This is a genomic window from Affinundibacterium fentianense, assembly GCF_018139545.1.
Lineage (GTDB): Bacteria > Pseudomonadota > Gammaproteobacteria > Burkholderiales > Burkholderiaceae_D > Undibacterium > Undibacterium fentianense.
The window spans coordinates 411,399-434,385 of record NZ_JAGSPJ010000002.1 but is presented as its reverse complement, the minus strand read 5'-3'; the positions used below and the strand labels follow the sequence as shown (position 1 = coordinate 434,385).

The following is a 22,987-nucleotide window of genomic DNA, read 5'->3' as shown; positions in this document are numbered from 1 at the left end:
TTCTCATTCTTCCAAAAAATCCAGTGTAACGTTGATGTGAGATCAATGAAAGCTTTGATAAGCATACTTTAGATATTGACTTGCGGAAACTTTTTTGCGCATTTCGCAGGCTTTGTAATTTTTGCTAATCGTCTCAAGAGTCAAGCGGCGAAACGTTTTCCATCGTTTCGATGGAAACGTAAATTTTTGCAAAATACCAAAAAGGGAAGAACTTGATGCATCGAAAGTGTGGTGTCGTCCCCCAATTTGTTCCGCCCAGCTTGGTGCGGTAAGCTGATGCGAACATGCATTACTTTTCGAACTATTTTCTAGCATAGCAGGGGATTATCTCGTTTCGATCAAGATACCTCTCTCATGATTTGATCCACCACAAACTTGGGGAGCTTGGCTTAGTCGAGAAATAAACGATGTTAATCACCCACAAACGCTTTCTTTGCTGGCGATATCGGCAGTCAGACAGTAGCATGCCAGATACAGAATAGTGATACGCGAACCGAAGTGCGACATACGCATTCTTATATTCTTTGATGAAATTGAAGTCGAAATAGGATCAGAAATAATGAAGACGAACAAACCGATGGGTTTTTGGATGTGTACCGCTTTAATTATTGGCAACGTAATCGGCATGGGAATTTTTATGCTGCCGGCATCGCTCGCCCCATACGGCTTCAATGCGTTTATTGGTTGGGCAATCACCTTATTCGGTTGTTTGTTGATCGCGCAGATTTTTGCCTATTTTGCGCGCGCATTTCCCCATGCTGATGGCCCCTATGCATATACCCGCACAGCATTTGGACATGTCGTCGCGTTTGCGATCCTTTGGTGCTATTGGGTTTCAGTCTGCATCACGAATTCTACGCTGGCAATTGGTATCGTTGGCTATCTGAGTAGTGTATTCCCAATATTGGCAGAAAATTTGATGTTAGCGCCAGCATGTGCGATTGGTTTGATTTGGTTTTTTGTCGGTGTGAATTTGCGTGGCGTCCACACATCGGGTCGGGTGCAGATGACGACTACGCTGCTCAAGATTTTGCCGATGGTGGCAGTGTTGATTTTGGGCGGATATTTACTAGTTACTGACGCGAGGGTTTTTGTCGCACAGTTACCGACTACAGCGATCTCCTTGGAGGCAAGTGCAGCCGCTGGAACCATTGCTTTGTTCGCGATGCTTGGTGTCGAGAGTGCGACCATCCCAGCAGGCAAAGTTGAGGACTCGGAGAGAACGATTCCGCGCGCGACGATGGCAGGGACGATGATTACCGCCGTCATTTACATTGGCGTCTCCGCGATACCTTTGCTCTTGATTCCTCAGACGGAATTGGCGAATTCAAATGCGCCTATCGTCGATCTTTTTCAGCGCTATATGAATGCAGATTCAGGGGCATGGATTGCCTTGTTTGTTATCGTTAGTGGCTTGGGAGCACTCAATGGGTGGACGATGATTGCTGGTGAAATGACTGTTTCGATGTCAAATCATGGCATTTTTCCTCGCTTCTTGAAAGTACATAACTCACGTGGTGCACCTACTTCGGCTCTTGTTGTGACTGGCTTCATTGCGAGTCTGATGATTGGAATGAACTACAGTCATAGTCTTGCACAAGGATTCACTTTGTTGAGCTTGATGGTGACGGTTGCCAATATGCCCTTGTATTTAATTGCGGCCTTAGGCTTGTTTAAACTATGGAAGCAGGGGCGCTTGAATGGGGTGGGAAGTCGGTCGCTCATCTTACCAAGTGGGGCAGTTTTGGCGAGCTTGTATTGTGTTTGGGTGTTTTATGGTGTTGGCGCGGAGTCGCTCATTTGGGTGACTGTCTTGGGTCTATTGAGTTTGCCCATTTACGTTTTGCGCCAACGATGGTTGCGCCAATCGAGCCAGCAAGCCGCGACTGAGAAAGATTAATCGAAGGATGACGACCTGATTTTCAATCTTATTTGCAACCTAGTGTTTGTTGTGAAATTGCACAGGGGATATGACGTTCTCGAATCCGTTCAAAATCACGATTTCGAATCAGTGTTTGGAGTTGCTGATTAAATTGTTGAACGAAATCCTTGCTGATCGATTGTTTGCTGAAAGCGACTAAACTAGGACCAGAAGATAGACTGATGGTTGTTTTGACGATTATTTGCTCAAGACCTAAAGCCTTTAATTCCATGAGTCCAGTCGCTTCATCTGCAATGAGTCCGTCAATTCTATCGATATTTGCCATCTTCCAACCGCTGTTGCGTTGATAAAGTGGCGTTAGTTTTTTGAGGAAGGCGGGCTTTTTCATGAGTTTATCGAACTCGGCTCCATATGCAACATTGACTTGAATCCCGAGCCGAAAATTCATCGATAAAATGTCATTGAGATGTTTGACATTAAATTTGCTTATCGCCGTTTTTTTCATAAATAGCACGTTCGGTGAGTGATTAATCGGCTCCGAAAATTCGGCGAAACGATGCCGCTCTGCTGTTTGCAATGTCCCCGGTAAAATATCGAGCCGACCCGCTTCCAATTCCGCCAATGCTCTCGCCCAAGGTAGCTCAACGAATTTTGCTTTGCAGTTCATTTTGGTCAGCACTTCTTGGACTAGGTCGATGTAGAAACCAGTTATTTTCCCATGCTCATCGCGCAGAGAATAGGGCGGGTCATAGTTCCAACGCACCGTCTTTTCACAAGTGTTTGGTGATGTTGCTGATACCTCCTCAAAGGAAGAAAAAGCAATAGACGCTAAATCGCTTGTCGTCGCTGCAAAGATAGGATTGCCGGCAAGAGCGAACCAGAGGAAGATAAACCCATAAGTTAGAAAAGAAAGCGTAGTCGCGATTGCTGCCGGTCTGGATGGAGTCAATTGTTTGGATGTTGGGGACGAAATCGTTGGTTGCGGAAACGTCGTAGTCATTCGGCTAGGGGGAACGTTATGAGTGGAAGTGGTGATAAAAATTGAAGGACATTTTTTGTTCTGCAATCACAAACGCTTGACCAATACTTAGTCGATTTAATTACTTAGATCAATTAAGGCTACCAGTATGCCCTAACAAATGAAGTTATCAAGTTTTTCCTGTGAAAATTACTGCAGAGAGCTTGGTGTAAACGTGCATGTCGATAATTGGCAATACCAGCTATTCGCTTGGATCAATGCGCTAATCAATGCGCTAATCAATGCGCTAATCAATGTGCTAATCAATGTGCTCAGAAGCCGTATGTGTCGAAAGATTGGTGATCCAAGGATAAAAAAAAAGGGTTTTAATATAGGCGTCAATACTGAAAATAAATAGTGGAATTTGTCGCTCCTAGTTGTTCAATATGTACGCAACACGTTCATAACACTGTCACATTGGATGCTAATCGGGCATTCTACTTCGGTCTCCTCGCGCCGACCGAAACGGTATTCCAACTTGGCGGGATGGGTTAAGATACGGTTTTTTATTTTTCAGATTGAGATATTAGACATGAAAATCGATAAAGATAGCGCCGTCACTATTCGCCTGAGTGTGATTGATGGGAAAGGTAAAGTGCTAGAGAGCGGCAAGACGCCTGTTGCCTACTTACATGGCTATGACAATCTTTTACCAAAAATTGAGGAAGCATTGCAGGGGCAAGAGATCGGCTTTAAGGCAAGCATGGACTTGACTCCTGAAGATGCCTTTGGACTACGTGACGAGAGCTTATTGCGGACGATATCAAAGAAGGATTTCCCCCCGGGGATTAAAGTAGGCGGGATGATGCAAGGCTACAATGATGCCGGAGAAGAAACGGTCTATACGGTCTTGAAAGTGAAAGGCGACCAAGTGATGTTGGACGGAAATCACCCACTCGCTGGTAGTTCTTTGAAAGTCAGTGTACAAGTATTGGAAATTCGTCCAGCGACAGCCGAAGAAATAGCGCATGGGCATGTCCATGGCGAACACTGGCATCATCATTGAACCACCTGATTGAGGATGATTTCGACAAAGTAAAACCGTGCATTCGATCAATGCGCGGTTTTTTTTATTTAAAATCTTTGGACGGCTTTGTCAGTGCCATTTGTTCTAAGTTGAGGCGCAAAGAATCTTGACTCCGGCACAATCGAAGGCCACAAGTCACCATGAATGAATTTGATTCTGTATCGCGTTGTGAGCCATAAGTGAGCCGTTCCCTTCAACACTAAGTGTCAATGAATGTCGATTCGTCTGGGTGTGCTGGCATCTTTTTACACAAATAAAAACGCCCTGCGAGACTATGTTCGCAGGGCGTTGTGTTTGAAAATTCAGCTTCAGTGAAAATTCAGGCTATTTCTCTTCTTTCTTCTCTTCTTTCTTCTCTTCCTTTTTCTCTTCTTTATTTAATGGCGTATTGAAGTCAATCATCATATTGCCGCTTGGTTGATTCATCTTGAATAGTTCGAGGCGTGATTGTGTGATCTTGCGTGGCCAAGAATTATTATTCAAGTCAATATCAGCAGTTTCCAAAAACGGATCTTGTGTCAGGCTCACCATGGGCTCATCAGTGACAATGAGTTTGGTGAATTTTTTCGAGTTGTAACGCCAGACTTCGACTGGAATTCTTTGGATAATTTTCTTTCCGCTTTGTAGTTGAATTTCTAAAATTAAGGGCATAACCAAACCACCAACATTCGAAAAATCGACTAGGTAGTAGTGTTTACCAGATTTCAGCATAGCTTTTTCATCGTCGTCGAGAGACTTCATGAGATCGCTATAGGTGTTGCGATCTTTATTCGTCACGGTGAAATCATCATGTTCATTGTAGAAATCTTTTAAGCCAGCTTGCCGGTCAATGCGACGTGGAAGAGTTCCTTTATCGCGTTGCACCGATAGGGAGACTGGCTCTTGCTCTTTTTGCGCGCGTTTCCACGCTTTCTCTATTTCTGGATCTTTCGTCGACATGGTGTATTCGGTGATGCCATCGATACTAATGTCGACTGGATCGGTCGTATAGAACCAGCCACGCCAGAACCAATCGAGATCGGTGCCAGACGCATCTTCCATCGTGCGGAAAAAATCAGCAGGAGTTGGACGTTTAAATTTCCAACGTCGCGCATATTCTCTAAACGCAAAGTCGAAAAGTTCTCGACCTAAAATTGTTTCACGTAAAATATGCAGACCCGCAGTTGGTTTTGCATAGGCATTATTCCCAAATTGTAAGACCGATTCTGAATTGGTCATGATGGGAACTTGGTTTTTACTACGCATATAGTCGACGATACCGCGCGGTTCGCTAGGGAATAAATCGGCGTAGTTTTCTTCCCATGCTCGCTCTGCCAGGGTTTGTAGAAACGAGTTTAATCCTTCATCCATCCAGGTCCACTGGCGCTCATCGGAATTGACGATCATTGGGAAGTAATTGTGTCCCACTTCATGGATGATCACGCTAATCATGGAGTACTTAGTCTGTTTAGAGTAAGTCAGTGCACCAGTTTTTTTATCCTTTGTTGGACGCCCACCATTGAAGGCGATCATGGGATACTCCATTCCGCCTTGTGGACCATTGACAGATTGGGCGACGGGATAGGGATATTCTAAACTGTACTTATTGTATTGTTCGATTGTGTGGATGACTGCTTGGGTAGAATACTGTCCCCACAATGGATTGGCTTCTTTGGGGTAAAACGACATTGCAAGGCCATTGCTGCTGCCGGTTTTAAAGCCTTGCGCATCCCAAATAAATTTTCGTGATGATGCCCAAGCGAAGTCACGGACGTTTTTGGCTTTGAAATGCCAAGTTTTCGTCGTTGTCGCGCGTGATTTCTCGGCTTTCTCTGCCTCTTCTTGCGTCACAATGACAACGGGTTTGCTTGCAGTACGGGCTTGCTTTAATCGTTCACGTTGGGTTGCTGTCAGCACGCTATCTGGATTGTTCAGTTCGCCTGTCGCTGAAATGACGTGATCGCTTGGCAAGGTAATTTGTACATCGTAGTCGCCAAATTCCAATGTGAATTCACCAGAGCCAAGAAATTGCTTGTGCTGCCAGCCATAAACATCATAGTAAGCTGCCATCCTTGGATACCATTGTGCGATCTCGAAGATATCGTTTTTATCTTCTTTGAAATGCTCATAGCCTGTACGAGCCCACAGCACCATGCCGTCGTTGATGTTGTACTGCCAATCCATATTCAAGACGAATTTTTCACCCGGTTTTAAACTCTGGGGTAAATCGATCCGCATCATAGTGCGGTTGATGACGTATTTTAGCGGCTGGCCATCCGCTGTTTTGACGCTACCGATTTTGAATCCGCCATCGAATTTTGCATGCTCATTTAGACTATTCAATGCTGTGAAACTCATCGCATTGGGATTTTTCCAAGCGTCACGAGAAGGGTAAGTTGCGGTGAGATTGGCGTCTGAGTCAGGTTTGAAAATGTTTTGATCTAGTTGCACCCACAGATAGTTCAAAGTGTCTGGTGAATTATTATGGTAAGTGATCGTTTCCGCGCCTTTGATGGCTCTTTTTTCTTCGTCTAGCGTTGCGCGAATGACGTAATCAGCGCGTTGCTGCCAATAGGCATGACCTGGGGCGCCAGACGCAGCTCGGACTGATGTGGGTGTCGGAAGCAGATCATCAAGTTGTTTGAATTTGTCTTCGGATGGTGTTTGCGCCATCGCTGGGACGCTCATGCAAAGCAGCATAAGCAATCGTTTAAAACGCATGTTGTACTCCAATAAAAGTCTGAGGAAGGTGGAATGATCTTGTTGATTTTATACCGTAACAAGTTGATTTTTGTCAGTTTCTTCAAGTGCAAGGATTTGTATAAGCCAATTCCCAACACTTAGAGACGACATTCGAGAATTAGTTCTGGCATTTAGACATAGTTCTGCGATTTGTTCTAGTGAATTGCAGTATCTCTGCAGAGGAAGTGTTGTAAAGAACACTCCTTAAACTTGATGTATATCGTAGGTCACAAGCGAATTGGAAAGTTGCGCTCATGTCAGAATAAAGCCTTTTGCCGCTTTTCTTAATGCAATGATCACAAGCTTCTTTTAGCTTCTCTCGACTAAGGCCGACTGCATGGTCATCCAAACTGAACGCTTTTGCGCGTATCCGAGCGTGTATGCCGGACTACTTGATGGGAGATGATACAACTCGTAATTTTCACACTTATTTTGGAGTGTTTTTAAGCCAATTTTGGAAGCAGTGGCACCATTGAAGCCGATGGCTCTTAAATGCGGCAAGCTAGTGAGTAAATGCAATAAATCATTTTGATCGGGCTGGCGAATTTGACTGTCTAGACTGCCACGTCGATGGGCTTGCGCGACAACGTCCCATAAGCCAATCTGATGTCTTAATAGCGTTTGTAAGCGGACTTCGTAATTGAGTTTGGTCAGATCGTGTTGAATTAAATCAGAGGCGAGCTTCCAAAATTGATTTTGGGGATGGGCATAGTACTGTTGTTGTGCCAGAGACGCTTCACCAGGCAGACTGCCAAGAATTAATAGGCGTGTACGCTGGTCGACGACAGGTGCGAAACAGCGTTTCAATGTGTTGTCGTGTGATGGAGTGACTTGCAAGATGTTTCCTTGAGCGTTCGGATAAAGTCGTCTTTTCAGCGTATTATCAACGAGCGGCTGTATTTTTGCATCTCGTGAGTAGCGACGATCGACGATGGTATCGGTGATGGTCTTAACCCATCGAGATGGGGTTGCCACGAGCTTAAGCCGCTACCTCCCATCTCGATCTTCAGTCTCGAAATGAATCTCGCTTGGTAGCCGCATTCGCTCTGATGTTCGGTCCTGTAAGAAGGAGCGATTCAGGGATCGAATTGAGGAACGAGTGTGCCTCGGTATTGAAAGTAATTTTATTAAAATCCAGTGCGGTTTGAGGTGCAAATATCAAATAGAAATACTTAAAAGTTTCCGCAAAAACGAAACTTTCCATGGAATCGGACTGTGTCTTTGTCCGCACATCTTTGAGTGCCGCATAGCCAGCGTCGGTGCGGCAATATTTGACGCAGTCTTCAAACAGTTGCTTTCCCATTCGACGATAATGTAAATCGCCTGTTGCCCTATACCATGATGACTCCTCGAATACGATGGGCAATGAAAAGTTGCGCGGCTCTATGCAGTGACTAAACGTAGCACTTCATAGCAAGCGCCCATTGTGTGATAGTCGGTCTTCCCAGCAGGGCTTTTTTCATCGCTTAATTGTCGATTGTCACGACTGAGAATACGGTACCAGGCGCCAAAATTGTGGTCTATCAGGTGCTGCCAACTATATGCCCAAATTTTTTGATACCACTCCCAATAGATTTGTTTTCCGGTGTGCTTGGCTAAGTAGGCTGCTGCAGCTAAGGATTCAGCTTGAACCCAAAAATATTTATCTCCATCGCAAATAGTGCGATCTGGCGCAAAGCCGTAACAAATTCCACCATATACGGGATCCCAAGCGGTCTGCATCGCTACATTGAATAGATTTTCAGCGGTAGGTACAAGCCAGGTGCTGTCACTTTGTAGTAGCACTGAGTGCTCCTCTAGCAGCATGAGTAGTTTGGCCCACTCAGTGAAATGTCCTGGTTGAAATCCCCAGGGGCGAAATAAATTCGCCTTATCGTGTAAATTGTAGTTCCAGTCTATCGTCCAATCGCTGTGATAATGCTCCCAAATAAGGCCTTCAGCTAGGCTCGCTTGTTTGCATGTGATCGATTGGGCGATGCGTTCAGCGCGATGCAAAAACTTCAAATCATCGGTGGCTTGAAAGGCAGCGATCATGGCCTCACAGCTATGCATATTGGCATTTTGGCCGCGATAAGGATCAAGTGTTTGCCAGTCATCGCTAGCTTGATCCGCGTACAGCCCATGCTGTGCTTGCCAGAACTTTTCCTCCATCAAATAGACCGTTTCGTACAAGTAATCGCGTGCTTCGCTGACGCCAGCCATCAGGGCGTGGGCGTAGGCTAATAAGACAAAGGCGAGTCCATAACAGTGATTATTTGCATCAATGAGGTGTTTTTCTCCATTGATCCAGTCGAGTTGCCACGCATATGCGCCAGTTGTTGAATTTCGATGTACCTCACGCAAGAACGCGAGTCCGTGACGAACCTGCTCCAGATATTCTGGATTTTTGAAGTGTCGATATGCCATGGCATAGTTAAAAATAAAGCGGCTGCTACTTACCAAATGGCGGCGATGGGGATCATAGATCAGGCCATCATTCTTGAAGTAATGATAGAAACCACCACTAGGATCGATACACCTAGGATGGTAAAAATGCATCGTCTGTGCAATGTGCGCGGTCAGTGTACGGGCGTCACGAAAATCTGGCAGCTTGCTCATGCAGGTTATCCTTCTCAAACTTGTTGAGATGAATGTAACGAAGCCTAGCCAAAGCCGCAATCAAAGCTTGTTTGGCATTCATAGTTTATTGCGATTACTAAACAAGCAGCGATTTTTTGAGTCGTTTGCGATTTTGATCGCAATAAAAAAAGAGCCGCCGCTTTGATGCGGTTCGGCCCTTTCCTACTTAGATGGGTAGATCAATGCGAGAGCTTCGATGCTTTATCTAAATTGATCCCTTGCTGTGCCAAGATTCCTGTCACTTTCCACGCATAAAAAGCCATGTATGCGAAGCAGGCAACCCCAACGCTGTAGCTCAATTGGATACCAATTTTTTCGGAGACAACTCCTTGCAACCAGCTGACTATGCCGCCTCCCATAATCATCATGATTAGGTAATTGCTACCTTGCCCAGTGTGTCGACCTAAACCGCTTATCGCCAAAGTAAAAATACAAGGCCAAAGCGTACTACAAAACAAACCGATACTTGTGAATGCGTAAATGCTGACCATTCCGCTCGTGCTCATGCCAAGCACGAGTCCCGCAATACCGAGTACAGAAAAAATGAGCAGCATACGCGCGGGGTTACCCTTGCTGGCAATATCTGCAGCGATCAAAACTAAGACGACCAGACCGTAAATATAAAAGTGACTGAGATCATGCTGGGCAATCGCATTTACCAGCAGGAACACGCTAAACGCAGCGTAAGGTACGAGGAACTTAGCAAGCTTCGCTGCCCCTGCGTTGAGGGTGAAAGCTTCGACGCCACCAGTCCAACGTCCAATCATCAAACTTGCCCAGTAGAGTGAAATGAACGGTGCAATATCCTTGGTTTGATAGCCCTGTGTCATTTCCATGTAGCCTGGCAAGTTACTGGCTGTTGATACTTCGACTCCTACATAAACAAAAATAGCAATCATGCCCATCACAAGCTGTGGAAAATGTAGAGCAGAGCGGCGGCTCTCTTGCTTGTCGGTTTGTCCTGATGTCGCGGTGGCAGGGCGGTCGGGTATGCTCGAAAATTTGAGGAAAACTGCCGCCAATAGAAATGCTGCGCCAAGAACCAAATAGGGAATCTTCACGCTATCGATACTCATCGTCGTGGTGCCTGCGGAGGGCGCGCCAAAGATTGCAAAACTGACGATCAAGGGGCCGATTGTGGTACCAAAATTGTTAACGCCGCCTGCGAGGGTTAAGCGTTGCGACGCCGTGTCAGGAGTTCCTAATGAGATTGCCAAGGGATTAGCAGCAGTTTGCAGTAGTGAGAAGCCAAGTCCAACAATGAATAGACCCGACAGCATCAGGGGAAATGAATTGGAATTTGCTGCTGGGTAAAAAAGCAAAGTGCCAAATGCAGAAATACAAAGTCCAATCGCTAAGCTATTTTTGTATCCGATTTTGTTGGTGACATCATCACCAATCCATTTGGAAATGATGAGATACAAAATCGAACCAACTGTATAGGCGACGTAAAATGAGAGGGATACGAACTGGCTCTGAGTTTGTGAGAGATGGAATGCTTCTTTAAAGACAGGAATCAGTATGTCATTACTGGCTGCGACAAATCCCCAAAAGAAAAATACCGTGACGAGGGGAATAAATTGCGCCCATTGCGTATGCGAATGCTTAGATGTGCTCATCATATTTTGAGTCCTGTTTTGTTTAAATGAAAAGAGCTGATGAATGGCTTACATCGGTGGCAAATTCACCGATCGGCCCGTGTACTCTTTCGCATCTGTTCATATGACGAGAAGCGTAGAATTGTTCGAGTCAGATTTTGGATGTAAGGGCTTTCGTCAGCCTTTACCGGATTCCCGTTCCTACCATTGTCTCCTAGGGAATGTGCGGCTCACGATGTTAGCCCGAGCTTTGGCTATTTGTATATTGTCGATGTAGAACTTTGAATTTGTTTATGTGTGTTACTAAACAGATCGATGGTGATTTTGAATTTAACCTCGTCAAAATGCATCAAATTGATTGGTAAATTAAGAAGTAATTTGACGGCTTGGTGTCCGTGCCGAAAGCCATTCTTGCAAGAAAAATTCTGGCAAAAATCCAGTACGAGGGATGTATTTTTCCTAGCTCGCGTATTGAGGCATTCGATTTCGTTGCCTTTATCGCAAATTATTTGTTTTGTGGATAAATGTTACAAAAGTTCACCTTTATTTGTCGTAAAACAACCGAAACGTGGTGAAAAAAAGTCAAAATAGTTTTTGTACGGAAATATCTTCAAGCTATTTGTTAATGTTGCTAATATGAATTACCGCATGTTTGCAAACACAGGGCGGTTTCAAACATGAAAATAGAAGTTGTGTTCGCTGCATTTGATTAGAAATACGAGACTGATGTCTCGACTTCGTCGCCCCACCACCTTGAATACGGATCTCGTTTGGTCACAACAATAAAGGAAAGCACTATGAAAGCGCGTTACGTTTATCCCTTAGTCTTGGCGAGTATTGCATTGGCTCCATTCGCGCAGGCGGATGATTTGTCGGATTGGTTAAAAATTGATGGCTTTGGAACCTTAGGCACATACAAAGGTAGTAGCGATGTGGCGGGTGTTCGCACAGAACAACGCCAACGTGTGGTGTCCTACACTGACTGGCGGTTTGACGGTGACAGTCAGGCTTCAATTCAAGCGACTTTAAATCCGCATGGTAAATTGAAAGCAGTGGTTCAATTGATTTCAAAAAAAGATGTGGCAGGTAGCAATAAGCCGACTGTCGAATGGGCATATGTTGCGTATCCAGTCACAAACGAGATCGATCTAAAAGTGGGCCGTACCGTCGCGCCCATATTTATGTTGTCAGATTATCGGAATTTGAATTACGCGCAAACGGCCGTGCGTCCGCAATCGGAAATTTATCAAGTCAATCCTATCACTTATCAAGACGGCGCAACAGCACGTTGGGATAAGAAGTTAGGCGCGGGCAATGTGCAATTGGAAGGGTTTTTTGGTAAGACAAAAGTGAGCGTTGCCGGTGGCGATGTGGATTTGAGTCGTGTCAAAGGCCTTTCGTTAAAGTATGCGCAAGACTCCTGGAGTGTGCGTGGCGGTTATTCATGGTATGACGCGTCATTAAAATCTGTCGGTGTTGAAGCCAACTTGAAAACCTTGATGTCTTTGCCCGCCGCAGCTTGCGCTAATTGCGCAACCGAGATTGCTGCTGTTGCGCCGATCAAAGGGATTACCGCAACGATCAAAACCTTAGGAGCTGGCTATGATGATGGTGAATGGATAGCGCAAGCTGAGTGGGCAAAACGTGAAACCAATTCGGTTGTCATTGTTGGCGTATCTGGTTGGAATGTGTTGGGTGCTCGCCGAATTGGTGATTTCACTCCCTATGTCGGATTTGGCAGTATTGAACTCGATGGGACAAAATCGAATTTAACCCCAGGTCCATTTGCACCTGCTGCGTTGAAGGCGCAGTTAAATTACTTAAATCAGTCGTTTATTGGAACAGGTGATTCCAGTCGCGATGTATTGGCGCTTGGCGTACGCTGGGATTTTGCAAAAAATCTAGCATTGAAAGCGCAAATCGAGAGAACAAAATTGAAGAGCCCAGCGGTCGGTGCTTCGAATGGATACTACAGCTACGAGACATCCATGTTAGGCAAGCCAAATGGATTTGATGGACGTGTTTCCATGTTCACGCTGAATCTTGATTTCGTATTCTAAATGAGGCCCAACATGAAAACATTTTCAAACACTTTCTCCCGCACCTTGACCAACACGATAGCTGGACTTTGCCTATTGGGAATGTCCGTCTTCGCTCATGCTCAAAACGTTGTCGTAGTTTCGGCAAAGAGTTCGGTTGGTAGTATGACAAAAGATCAAGTCGCGGATATTTATCTAGGCAATAGCAAAGAATTTCCAGGAGGCGGACAAGCCCTGCCTCTATTGCCATCTTCGGGTGGTGCTCGGGTGGAATTTTTCGAAAAAGTCTTAGGGAAAAATGAAGCGCAAGCAAAAGCAATTTGGTCACGTTTGGTATTTAGCGGAAAAGGAAGTGCCCCACGCGAAGTTGCAGACTCCTCGGAGACCGTCAAGTTGATTTCCGCAAATCCCAACTGTATTGGTGTGATTGAAAAGAGCGCAGTAAACTCGAGTGTGAAAGTGGTATTTACGCCATAATATTTTTGAGTTTTCCACTTAAAAAAATCCCGGGATCTGATTCAGGACGGATCAGACACCGGGATTTTTTTTACCCAATTATTTTGAACATCGCAAATGGGCTAACTGATTACGCCAACTTCCGCGCAATCTATGGGGGCCCACTTGCTCTCTACGTTGCGTTCTAAATTATTTTTTGAAACGTTCTTCAGCCAAGCGATCAGCGATCACACTAGTTGGTACGCCTTCGGCGTCGGCACCTGCAAACACTTCAGCCAAGGTATCACCAATACGGCGCACATGGGCGTCCATACCATCTTCCGGTGTGTTCATGTATTCATAGCAAACTTTGATGATACCGCCCGCATTGATAACGAAGTCGGGCGCGTACAAGATGCCTTTTTGGCGGCATACTTCACCGATTTCTGGTGTCGCCAATTGGTTGTTAGCACCACCAGCGACGATCTTCACTTTCAAACGATTCATCGTATCTGGATTTAATGTCGCACCGAGTGCGCATGGTGCGTAGATGTCGGCTTCCACATCGTAAATTGCATTGACGTCGACGACAGTCGCACCGAACTCTTCTTGCGCGCGTTTTAAAGAATTTTGATCGATATCAGCCACCACCAATTTCGCGCCCGCTTCATGCAAGCGACGTGCATAGTCGTAACCAACGTGACCCAAGCCTTGCAATGCCACGGTTAAACCGTCGAAGCTATCGCGTTTGAAATGGTGCTTAACAGCTGCTTGTGCGCCAACGAAGCAACCCAATGCTGTGAATGGGGATGGATCACCACGATCGCCTAAGCCAGCAACGTATTTCGTTTTACCTGCGACGTTGGCCATATCGGCTGGACTGGTGCCGACGTCTTCGGCTGTAATGTAGCGGCCGCCGAGACGTTCCAAGGCTTCACCAAGTGCTTCAAACAAAGCAGGTGTTTTGTCTGTTTTTGGGTTACCGATGATGACGCTCTTGCCGCCGCCGATAGGCAGGCCAGCAACAGCGTTTTTGTAGGTCATGCCACGTGAGAGGCGCAAAACGTCGCGCACTGCTTCAGCTTCGGTGGCGTAATTCCACATGCGGCAACCACCCATTGCTGGACCGAGGTTTGTGTTGTGAACGGCGATGATGGCTTTTAAGCCGGATTTGGCTTCTGATGCGAAAACGACTTGTTCGTGATTGTCGAAATTGACTTCGTTGAATACAAAGGCGGTCATGCTTATGGCTCCGCGCGGATCAAGTTCAAGATGACTTATATGTCACTTGCGCCCATACCGCAAAAATAGTTGGATGAAAGGGGAATTCGTTCTTTTGATGCTTGGTCTTACTGATTTTGTTACGCGGGTAGCGAACAAAAAATCGGTGATTGTGTCACGCGCGCCGAAGTATACGGCTAAGTACTGTGGAATTCAACTTGAATTGCTAATTTAGCTAATCTAGATGATCAGATAATCCTCCTTATCTGAAGTGCTTTTTAAAAAAGGTGAGAGGATTGACTCAAATCGCGTCAAAAACTAGGAAGTTAAGGGAAAGAAAACCTCATTTCGTCACCTTCTCGTGACAAATCTTGGAACTTTACGTATGGTAGCGGGTTCAAAGAACGATTCATTTTTCGGAGGTTTTATTATGTTGCGACCAAGTCTGCTGATCCTTGCCATGTGCCTAAGTTTGGCGGCATGCAGTAAGGGTGGCAAGGATGGCAAGCCATCTGATAAAAGTGCAAGCGCCAACACGGAGCGGCCACTTCAAGTGACGGCAGAGGATTATGTCACCATACAAAATAATGCTCTCGCGTCGGGCCCTGTCATCACTGGCTCGGTACAGCCAGAACGAAAAGCGGATTTACGCGCTGAAGTGTCAGCCATCGTTTTACAAGTATTGAAAGAAAATGGTGAGGCTGTACGCAAAGGAGATTTGTTGGCTCGTCTCGATGATACAAGTTTTCGTGATCAGTTAGCGTCGAGTGAGCAAGCTGCTCGCGCTGCGCAGCAGACTTTGGATCAGGCAGAACGTCAGCTTGAGCGACTCAAGACACTGCGCGCGTCGGGCATGACCTCTATGCAGGCATTAGAAGATGCGGAAATCCGCCGAAATAACGCGCAAAGCGAATTAGTGGCGGCGAAAGCTCGTCAAGTTGCAGCGCGTCAGCAATTGCAACGAACGGAAATTCGCGCCCCATTTGATGGCATAGTCAGTGAACGCAAAGTGTCAAATGGCGATACAGCACAAATCGGTAAAGAAATTATGAAAGTTATCGATCCAGCGAGCTTGCGTTTTCAAGGGTTGGTGTCGGCTGAAGCAGTGACCGCTGTCAAGGCTGGGCAATCCGTTAGTTTTCGTATCAATGGCTATGAACAACAATTCATAGGCAAGGTGCGTCGCGTCGATCCCGCAGCAAATGCAACCACGCGTCAAGTCGAAGTATTGGTGGATTTTACAGGGAAGGATCAGCCGCGTGTTTCAGGTTTGTATGCCGAAGGAAGAATTGAAGCAGGCAGTACTGAGGCATTGACCATTATTAGTTCGGCATTGATACGTGACGGTGATAAATCCTTTGTTTGGGCGATTCAAGGTGGGCTACTCAAACGCGTACCTGTCGTTTTGGGAGAGCGTGACGTTCGACGCGGAGACTATGCGGTGACAGCTGGTCTAAAAAGTGGAGATAAAGTGATTCGCCAACCCATTTCGACCTTTAAGGATGGCACCAAAGTGGATTTAGTGGCTTCAGCTGGTACAGCGGCTGCGCCAAGCGTAACTGAACCTAGTGTTGCGAGTGCTAGCGCATCTTCAACAGGAAAATAATATGTTTCTATCCGACTTTAGTATTAAAAGACCGGTTGCGACGATTGTTATCATCATTGCCCTGATGTGCGTGGGCTTGCTTGCATTGTCGAAATTGCGTGTCAATGAGATTCCGAACGTGCAGGAGCCAGTGCTGGGAGTTTCAGTTCCGTATCCCGGTGCGTCTCCTGAAACCGTCGAACGGGAAATTGTCAATCGTATTGAAAAATCGTTGCAGAGTATTTCTGGCGTACGCCAGTTAAATGCATCGGCGAATGAAGGCAGTGCTTACTTCACACTCATCTTCAATTTTGATCGCAATATGATCGAAGCCTCTGACGACGTCCGTAACGCGATCGCGTCAGTACGCTACAAATTGCCGACAGAGATGCGTGAGCCAATTATCGAGCGGCGAGACCCGAATGATCAGCCAATTATGCAGTTGGCACTGTCATCCAAGACCAAGACACATGCCGAAATTTCTCGTCTTGCAGAAGATGATTTGTCGGATCGCTTTCGGGCCGTCGATGGGGTGGCAGTTGTCAATGTCAATGGCGCATTGAAACGTGAGTTAAGTGTCCTGCTGCGCGCACAACGTTTGCGGGAGTTTAATGTTTCAGTATCCGAAGTTGTTTCGGCTTTACGGACTCAAAATTCGACTGCGCCTGTCGGTAAAGTGCGTGGCACGATGGACGAAAAGAGTATTCGTTTAGTGGGACGCCTTGAGTCGCCAGCAGAATTTGAACAAATTGTCGTCAAACGTCGTGGAAATGAAGTGATTCGTTTGGCTCAAGTGGCGACAATTAAAGACGGTTTTGCCGAAATTAGTGGTTTTAGCGTGAGAAATGGAAATCCAAACGTCGGTATTATGGTGATGAAGTCACGTGATGCCAGTACCGTTTCTGTCGCAAATAAAATCCGTAAGCAAGTGGATGAGATTAATAAGACGCTACCTGAGGGAACAAAGTTAGAAATTACGCAAGATGGTGGTAAGAACGCACAGAAAAATTTGAATAACGTGATTGAGTCGTTGATTTTCGGCGCGGTACTCACCATTTTTGTCGTGTATGTCTTTTTGAATTCATGGCGTTCGACTTTGATCACGGCATTGAGTTTGCCAACCTCGGTGATAGCCGCATTTATTGCAGTTTGGTTGTGCGGGTTCACCCTCAATTTTATGACTCTGTTGGGCCTGTCCTTGGCGATTGGGGTGTTGATTGATGATGCGATTGTCGTGCGTGAAAACATTGTCCGCCACATGGAAAACGGTTCGGATCGACGAACCGCAGCATTAAATGGTACAGCTGAAATTGGCTTGGCAGTCGCTGCGACAACCTTTTCGATCATGGCCGTGTTCATTCCCGTTGCCTTTATGCCGGGGGTCTCCGGTGAGTGGTTCCGTCCATTTGCATTAACCGTCACATCCTCAGTGATGGTGAGTTTGTTTATCTCGTTCACCTTGGATCCTATGTTGTCGGCATTTTGGGGTGATCCGATTGGACATCACTTACAACCAAAGAAAGGCATTAGCCTTGTGTTGGAGAAATTCAATCATTGGTTTGATCGTAAGGCCGAGAGCTACGGTAATGTGATCGCTTGGGCTTTACATCATCGGCGTTGGATGGCTGTCATTGCGATGTCGAGTTTTGTGGTAGCGATTATTTTGCATGGGAAGTTTGGTGGCACAAGTTTCTTACCAGCCTCCGATAGCGGCACGATTATGATCAACATCCGTACACCTTCGAGTTCGAGTTTGGAATACTCACGCTTGAAAGTCGAAAAAGCAGCCGAGTTAGCGCGCAGTCTTCCTGAAACTGTTGCGACCAATAGTAGTGTGAATATTACGGGTGGCCGTGTCTATGTTGACATAGGTAAGAGTACGGAAAGACAACGCTCAGCAGCGCAAATCGCTGTAAATTTACGCGAAAAAGTGGGTAGCTTGGTCGGTGCGGAATATGTTGTTCAGGACGATTTAAATAATGGTGGCGGTAAGCCAGTGCAGATTCGATTCTCTGGTGAGGACTCGCGTAAGCTGATGGAAATTACCAGTGATTTTATGGAGAAATTGCGTAAGGTCCCCGGTGCAGTTGACGTGGGGCTGTCCGAGCAAGATCCGAAGGACGAATTGCAAATTGAATTGAATCGCGGTTTGGCGAATTCTCTGGGTATTTCATCGAATGATGCTGCACAGGCATTGCGTGTTGCCTTCGCGGGTGTGGAAGTGGGCGACTGGGTTGATCCTACTGGTGAGACACGGGATGTTTCTGTACGCTTACATCCCGATGACAGGGTCAGTGCCGATAATATCGAGACATTACCAATTGCAGTAACGGGCACCGATAAGATGGTTCCATTGGAACAAATTGCGACGATTACGATGGGTAAGGGGCCGTCACGGATTGAGCATGCAGATGGTAAACGTATGATTGCGGTGTCTGCCAACGTGCAAGGGCGGTCACCCGGTGAAGTGACTTCTGAGGCTTTGAAAATCGCGAAGTCGATTAATTTCCCCGCTGGATACGGGATCGAGTTAGCGGGCTCGGCGAAGAATCAGAATGAATTATTCACCGAAATGACGATCGCTCTGGTCATGGGTATCGGTCTTATGTATTTGATTCTGGTGATGCAATTTGGATCCTTTACGGCTCCTGGTGCCGTGATGTTATCGCTACCGTTGAGTTTGATCGGTGTGGTTTTAGCTTTGTTGATTACAAAGGGAACCCTCAATTTGATGAGTTTTATTGGCATTATTATGCTGATGGGCTTGGTGGCTAAAAATGCGATTTTGCTGCTCGATTGCGCGCGCAAACGTGAGTCTGAGGGCGTTGAGCGGGAGGAGGCCTTGATGTATGCAGGGCGAATGCGTTTGCGGCCAATTTTGATGACCACCTTTGCCTTAATTGCAGGGATGTTACCAGTTGCCATTGGGGTTGGTGAGGGGGGGGAGTTCTATCGACCATTGGCGATCGCAATTATCGGCGGTACGATTACGTCCACGTTGCTGACTTTATTGGTCGTCCCGACCTTCTATGACAGCATTGAAATAGCCCGTGATCGTATGATCGCTAAATACCAACGTCGCGCTGAGAAATGGAATCCATTTTTTGCGTTCTTGGCAACGTTGATTGAAGCAATCTTGACCTTGATTTTCGTGCGATTGATTTTCCGTTTAGTCCTCGCAATTGTTATGAGAATTCTCGGTAAAAAATCTTGAATTCGTTCATATAGTTTTTAAATGCCAAATTCAAAACCACGGTTTCGTAAGAATCCGTGGTTTTGTGTTTTATGCTGATTTGCGCAAGTTAACCTGCAATAGCGTGTCGATGATAGATCAACATGATTCGATCGCACGAGCCGTTAGCAAAGCAAAATTGCTCAACACCGAAGCAATTTGATAGTGAGAAAAAAGATGCGAACTACAACCCATATTGAACCGTCTTCCCCAAGTATGCCGAAGCAAATCCCGTTCATTATTGCAAATGAAGGATGCGAACGATTTAGTTTTTATGGTATGCGCAATATTTTGACCGTCTTTTTAATGACGAGCCTGCTGTTATCGATTCCAGAGGAATTGCGTAAAGGCGAAGCAAAAAATGTGTTTCACACTTTTGTGATTGGTGTGTATTTTTTCCCCCTGCTGGGTGGCTGGTTGGCTGACCGAGTTTTTGGTAAATACAATACCATCTTGTGGTTGAGCTTGGTGTATTGCGCAGGCCATGCTTGTTTGGCGATGTTCGAACATAACATGACGGGTTTTTATACAGGCTTGTTTTTAATCGCTTTGGGTTCGGGCGGGATTAAGCCTTTGGTCGCTTCATTTATCGGCGATCAATTCGATCAAACTAATCGCTCATTGGCGCAAAAGGTGTTCGACGCATTTTACTGGATCATTAATTTTGGTTCCTTCTTCGCATCCTTGCTGATGCCGGTATTTTTGAAACATTTTGGTGCCAGCGTGGCTTTTGGTATTCCTGGTATTTTGATGTTTATTGCTACGTTTGTTTTTTGGTTGGGAAGAAAAAAATACGTACGCGTAGAGCCGGTTAGTAATGATCCACACGCGTTTTTGGTGGTGATACGCAGCGCAATCTTATCGCAAGGCGCTACCCGCACCCAAAGCCGTCCGGGTTTGTGGTTGACGTTTTTAGGGTTTGCATTATCGATCGCTGGTTTATTTTTTATCCCACAAATTGGCGTAGTCGCCGCTTTGTGTTCTGCCCTTGTTTTGGTCATGGGTTTTGGCGGTGTTGGGGCATGGATGCAGTTAGAGCGTGTACGTGGCATACATCCTGACGAAGCGATTGATGGCGTGCGTAATGTATTACGTCTTTTAGTGTTGTTCGCCTTGATTACACCATTTTGGTCTTTATTCGATCAAAAGGCCTCGACATGGGTATTGCAAGCCGATCATATGACGAAACCAGAATGGTTTCAATCCTCTATGATGCAGGCCTTGAATCCTGCATTAGTGATGATACTTATTCCTTTCAATAATTTCGTGCTTTATCCATTGTTAGCCCGTGGTGGTGTTAAGGTGACGGCTCTACGTCGCATGGGTACTGGTATTGCGGCGACGGGCTTAGCGTGGATCGTGGTGGGCGGCCTGCAATTGGAAATTGACGGCGGCGATCCTATCACCATTGTCTGGCAAATTATTCCTTACGCTTTGATGACTTTTGGTGAAGTCCTTGTCTCTGCGACGGGTCTGGAGTTCGCGTATAGTCAAGCACCGATTTCTATGAAAGGCGTGATCACAAGCTTTTGGTATTTGTCGGTGACGGTCGGAAACCTGTGGGTTCTATTGGCGAATTCAAGCGTGAAAGGAGAGGCGGTCACCGCATATATCCAATCGCTGGGGCTGAGTGTGACGGCCTTCCAGATGTTCTTCTTCGCCGGATTCTGTTTGTGCGCTGCCGGTTTATTCGCGATGTATGCGCGGAATTATCGTATGTTGGATAATTATCGCCAGGCATAGTTTTTATAGATTGCATGAATTAAAAAGCCGCAAAACCCGTTTAGGTTTTGCGGCTTTTTTAACCGATATGATCTGAAATTACTTGAGTGTTTCGGTTAACACGCGACCTTCAGCACCCGATGGCATTCTTATTCGTAGTAAATGCGACAAGGTGGATGCGATGTCGACTACTTCAGCATATTGACTATAGGCGCCGGCTTTAATCCACGGTTTGCCCATGAAAATTAAAGGCACATTGGTGTCATATGCGTACGGAGAACCATGTGAAGTGCCCGCTGGCGTACTACCAAAATACCAAAACGGTTTAATCACCACGCTGACATCGCCGGACAATTGTTTATTCCAGCCACGCTGCATTAGGCGACTGATTCTGTCGTTGGGCACCATGCCGTTTTCAAATTGGCTGCGAGTATAAGTATTCGCAACGCCTTTATAGCTCAACAAGTAACGAGCGGCTGCATTTTCTAAATCTGTACGGGTAATACCTTTTGCTTCTGCCGCCGTGTAGTTTAAGAAGAAATGCGGTGCCGACCATTTACGCACTAATTTTTCTACGCCCAATTTTTCTTGTAAATGCTGATTCAATGCTAGCAGCATTTTGCTGCTGTCAAGACGATACGCATCACGTTTCATACTTTGTGAAAACTCAGGTACGTTGGCGAAACCGTGATCGGCTGTCAGCACTACCAAGGTATTATCGAGTCCGACTTTCTTATCGACGTCACTCAAAAATTTCGCGAGTAAGCGATCCAAACGTTGCAGATGATCATGCGACATTTTGCTCTCTGGTCCCCAAGTATGATTGACATAATCGTGACTGGATAAACTCACGCCTAAAATGTCTGTGACACCGGCAGGATTATGGCCAAGTTTTTCGCCATCGATCGCAGCTCTGGCAAAGTCTAAGGTCAGTTCATCGACGTAAGGCCCAGTAAATAATTTTTCGTAATATTCAGCATCAGGTTTGCCTGACTTGCTGTCGTAGGTATACGGAAACCGTTTGCTGCTGGAGGTGTCAGCGGGTGCAACGATGTCGTCCGATGCATCGCCTTGATAGGCTGCATCGGCTAGCAAGGTCGTCCATTGTTTGCCGTAGAATCGGTCTTGCGGTTTATCGGCGACAAATTTTTGACGCCACTCGGGATAGTTTTGCATGTAGTAAGTGCTGCTGGCGAAGTTACCCGATTTTTTCATCAGCATATAAGCGGTACCAGTTTTACCTGCTAACAAAATCGCACCGCGATCTTTGCCCGATACTGTAATGACTTTCGATTGATTGCCTGTTGCGTAGCGTAATTCGTCACCGATCGTACTGACTTTCAAATTGGCTGGCGACGTGCCATCACTGGCTTTGGTGTCTTCGTTAAGATAGGTGTGTTGCGTATCTTCCGTGCAGTAAATGGACGTCAATGTTTGCGGGTCTAACCAATTATTGCCGATGATCCCATGTTGATAGGGATAGGCACCGCTCAAAACCGCGGCGTGACCTACCGCAGTGACCGTCACTCCATGTGCTTGATGCGCATTACCGAACCATGCGCCTTGTTCTAACAAACGCTTGAAACCACCTTCGCCAAATTGATGGCGATAACGTTGTACTTGTTCGTTGGGTAAGCCATCCACCACTAAGACTAAGATGAGTTTAGGGGCTTTATACTCTGTTGAAATTGGCTGCTTGGCTGCAATCACTGGGAGTGAATGGCTAGCAAAAATAAAAGTTGCTAAACTTGCTAGCAAACGGCGTCGCATGCCTGAATGCGACGTCTCAAACTGTGAACTCAACATAATTGAACATTTAAAATATAAAGTCGAAAGAAGTATTTAGGATACCGCAAGTGGGTACTTAAATTAAGCGCTGAGACAGACT

15 protein-coding genes are annotated in these 22,987 nt (G+C 46.0%); 7 read left to right on the top strand and 8 right to left on the bottom strand.

All coding sequences use genetic code 11. The features are described from left to right. Positions 1–559 precede the first annotated feature (559 nt). Positions 560–1,900 (top strand): APC family permease, encoded by a 1,341-nt coding sequence (locus KDM90_RS06630; RefSeq protein WP_212674798.1) that lies wholly within the window; start codon positions 560–562, stop codon positions 1,898–1,900. 28 nt (positions 1,901–1,928) lie between these two features. On the opposite strand, the gene KDM90_RS06625 is transcribed toward KDM90_RS06630, so the two are convergent. Beyond that, positions 1,929–2,645, bottom strand: coding sequence for a substrate-binding periplasmic protein (locus KDM90_RS06625; RefSeq protein ID WP_212674797.1), 717 nt, complete (start codon positions 2,643–2,645; stop codon positions 1,929–1,931). 787 nt (positions 2,646–3,432) lie between these two features. Between KDM90_RS06625 and KDM90_RS06620 the strand changes: the two genes are divergently transcribed. Further along, a complete protein-coding gene (locus tag KDM90_RS06620) occupies positions 3,433–3,906 on the top strand; it encodes an FKBP-type peptidyl-prolyl cis-trans isomerase (protein ID WP_212674796.1) in 474 nt (157 codons plus the stop codon). A 345-nt stretch (positions 3,907–4,251) separates the two neighbouring features. Here KDM90_RS06620 and KDM90_RS06615 read toward each other — a convergent pair whose 3' ends face one another. From KDM90_RS06615 to KDM90_RS06595, 5 genes are all read right to left on the bottom strand, one after another. Then, positions 4,252–6,627 (bottom strand): M1 family metallopeptidase, encoded by a 2,376-nt coding sequence (locus KDM90_RS06615; protein ID WP_212674795.1) that lies wholly within the window; start codon positions 6,625–6,627, stop codon positions 4,252–4,254. 330 nt (positions 6,628–6,957) lie between these two features. Then, positions 6,958–7,623 (bottom strand): DNA-deoxyinosine glycosylase, encoded by a 666-nt coding sequence (locus KDM90_RS06610; protein ID WP_329605301.1) that lies wholly within the window; start codon positions 7,621–7,623, stop codon positions 6,958–6,960. Between the two features lie 31 nt (positions 7,624–7,654). After that, the gene (locus KDM90_RS18445; protein WP_369123428.1) at positions 7,655–8,014 is read right to left on the bottom strand and encodes a glycoside hydrolase family 47 protein; all 360 of its coding nucleotides are present in this window, start codon (positions 8,012–8,014) and stop codon (positions 7,655–7,657) included. A 17-nt stretch (positions 8,015–8,031) separates the two neighbouring features. Beyond that, entirely contained in the window at positions 8,032–9,246 is a 1,215-nt protein-coding gene (locus tag KDM90_RS06600; protein ID WP_212674793.1) for an AGE family epimerase/isomerase, read from the bottom strand. Between the two features lie 200 nt (positions 9,247–9,446). Then, the gene (locus KDM90_RS06595) at positions 9,447–10,889 is read right to left on the bottom strand and encodes an MFS transporter (RefSeq protein ID WP_212674792.1); all 1,443 of its coding nucleotides are present in this window, start codon (positions 10,887–10,889) and stop codon (positions 9,447–9,449) included. 773 nt (positions 10,890–11,662) lie between these two features. Between KDM90_RS06595 and KDM90_RS06590 the strand changes: the two genes are divergently transcribed. Together KDM90_RS06590 and KDM90_RS06585 are read left to right on the top strand one after the other, a co-directional pair. Continuing rightward, positions 11,663–12,925 carry a porin gene (locus KDM90_RS06590; protein ID WP_212674791.1) on the top strand — a complete coding sequence of 421 codons (1,263 nt, stop codon included), beginning with the start codon at positions 11,663–11,665 and terminating at the stop codon, positions 12,923–12,925. A gap of 12 nt (positions 12,926–12,937) precedes the next feature. After that, positions 12,938–13,381, top strand: a complete 444-nt coding sequence (locus KDM90_RS06585; protein ID WP_230409647.1) for a type 2 periplasmic-binding domain-containing protein — start codon at positions 12,938–12,940, stop codon at positions 13,379–13,381. A gap of 168 nt (positions 13,382–13,549) precedes the next feature. Here the strand turns inward: KDM90_RS06585 and KDM90_RS06580 are convergent, their stop codons facing one another. Then, positions 13,550–14,581 (bottom strand): Glu/Leu/Phe/Val family dehydrogenase, encoded by a 1,032-nt coding sequence (locus KDM90_RS06580; protein WP_212674790.1) that lies wholly within the window; start codon positions 14,579–14,581, stop codon positions 13,550–13,552. A 409-nt stretch (positions 14,582–14,990) separates the two neighbouring features. Here KDM90_RS06580 and KDM90_RS06575 point away from each other — a divergent pair, with 409 nt between their 5' ends. The 3 genes from KDM90_RS06575 (at position 14,991) to KDM90_RS06565 (ending at position 21,120) form a co-directional block, all read left to right on the top strand. Then, on the top strand, positions 14,991–16,166 hold the full coding sequence (locus tag KDM90_RS06575; protein ID WP_212674789.1) for an efflux RND transporter periplasmic adaptor subunit: 1,176 nt from the start codon (positions 14,991–14,993) through the stop codon (positions 16,164–16,166). Position 16,167: 1 nt separating this feature from the next. After that, positions 16,168–19,359, top strand: a complete 3,192-nt coding sequence (locus tag KDM90_RS06570) for an efflux RND transporter permease subunit (RefSeq protein WP_212674788.1) — start codon at positions 16,168–16,170, stop codon at positions 19,357–19,359. Positions 19,360–19,554: 195 nt separating this feature from the next. Next, positions 19,555–21,120 (top strand): POT-type proton-dependent oligopeptide transporter, encoded by a 1,566-nt coding sequence (locus KDM90_RS06565; RefSeq protein ID WP_230409646.1) that lies wholly within the window; start codon positions 19,555–19,557, stop codon positions 21,118–21,120. 78 nt (positions 21,121–21,198) lie between these two features. Here KDM90_RS06565 and KDM90_RS06560 read toward each other — a convergent pair whose 3' ends face one another. Then, positions 21,199–22,905: an alkaline phosphatase family protein gene (locus tag KDM90_RS06560; RefSeq protein ID WP_230409645.1), complete on the bottom strand. Its 1,707-nt coding sequence runs from the start codon at positions 22,903–22,905 to the stop codon at positions 21,199–21,201. Positions 22,906–22,987 lie beyond the last annotated feature (82 nt).

Excerpts from the sequence above, each read along its gene's own strand:
- KDM90_RS06560 (WP_230409645.1), bottom strand. The coding sequence starts at position 22,905 with ATGTTGAGTTCACAGTTTGAGACGTCGCATTCAGGCATGCGACGCCGT.
- KDM90_RS06565 (WP_230409646.1), top strand. The coding sequence starts at position 19,555 with ATGCGAACTACAACCCATATTGAACCGTCTTCCCCAAGTATGCCGAAG.
- KDM90_RS06600 (WP_212674793.1), bottom strand. The coding sequence starts at position 9,246 with ATGAGCAAGCTGCCAGATTTTCGTGACGCCCGTACACTGACCGCGCAC.
- KDM90_RS06570 (WP_212674788.1), top strand. The coding sequence starts at position 16,168 with ATGTTTCTATCCGACTTTAGTATTAAAAGACCGGTTGCGACGATTGTT.
- KDM90_RS06630 (WP_212674798.1), top strand. The coding sequence starts at position 560 with ATGAAGACGAACAAACCGATGGGTTTTTGGATGTGTACCGCTTTAATT.
- KDM90_RS06575 (WP_212674789.1), top strand. The coding sequence starts at position 14,991 with ATGTTGCGACCAAGTCTGCTGATCCTTGCCATGTGCCTAAGTTTGGCG.
- KDM90_RS06595 (WP_212674792.1), bottom strand. The coding sequence starts at position 10,889 with ATGATGAGCACATCTAAGCATTCGCATACGCAATGGGCGCAATTTATT.
- KDM90_RS06590 (WP_212674791.1), top strand. The coding sequence starts at position 11,663 with ATGAAAGCGCGTTACGTTTATCCCTTAGTCTTGGCGAGTATTGCATTG.
- KDM90_RS06580 (WP_212674790.1), bottom strand. The coding sequence starts at position 14,581 with ATGACCGCCTTTGTATTCAACGAAGTCAATTTCGACAATCACGAACAA.
- KDM90_RS06615 (WP_212674795.1), bottom strand. The coding sequence starts at position 6,627 with ATGCGTTTTAAACGATTGCTTATGCTGCTTTGCATGAGCGTCCCAGCG.
- KDM90_RS06620 (WP_212674796.1), top strand. The coding sequence starts at position 3,433 with ATGAAAATCGATAAAGATAGCGCCGTCACTATTCGCCTGAGTGTGATT.
- KDM90_RS06585 (WP_230409647.1), top strand. The coding sequence starts at position 12,938 with ATGAAAACATTTTCAAACACTTTCTCCCGCACCTTGACCAACACGATA.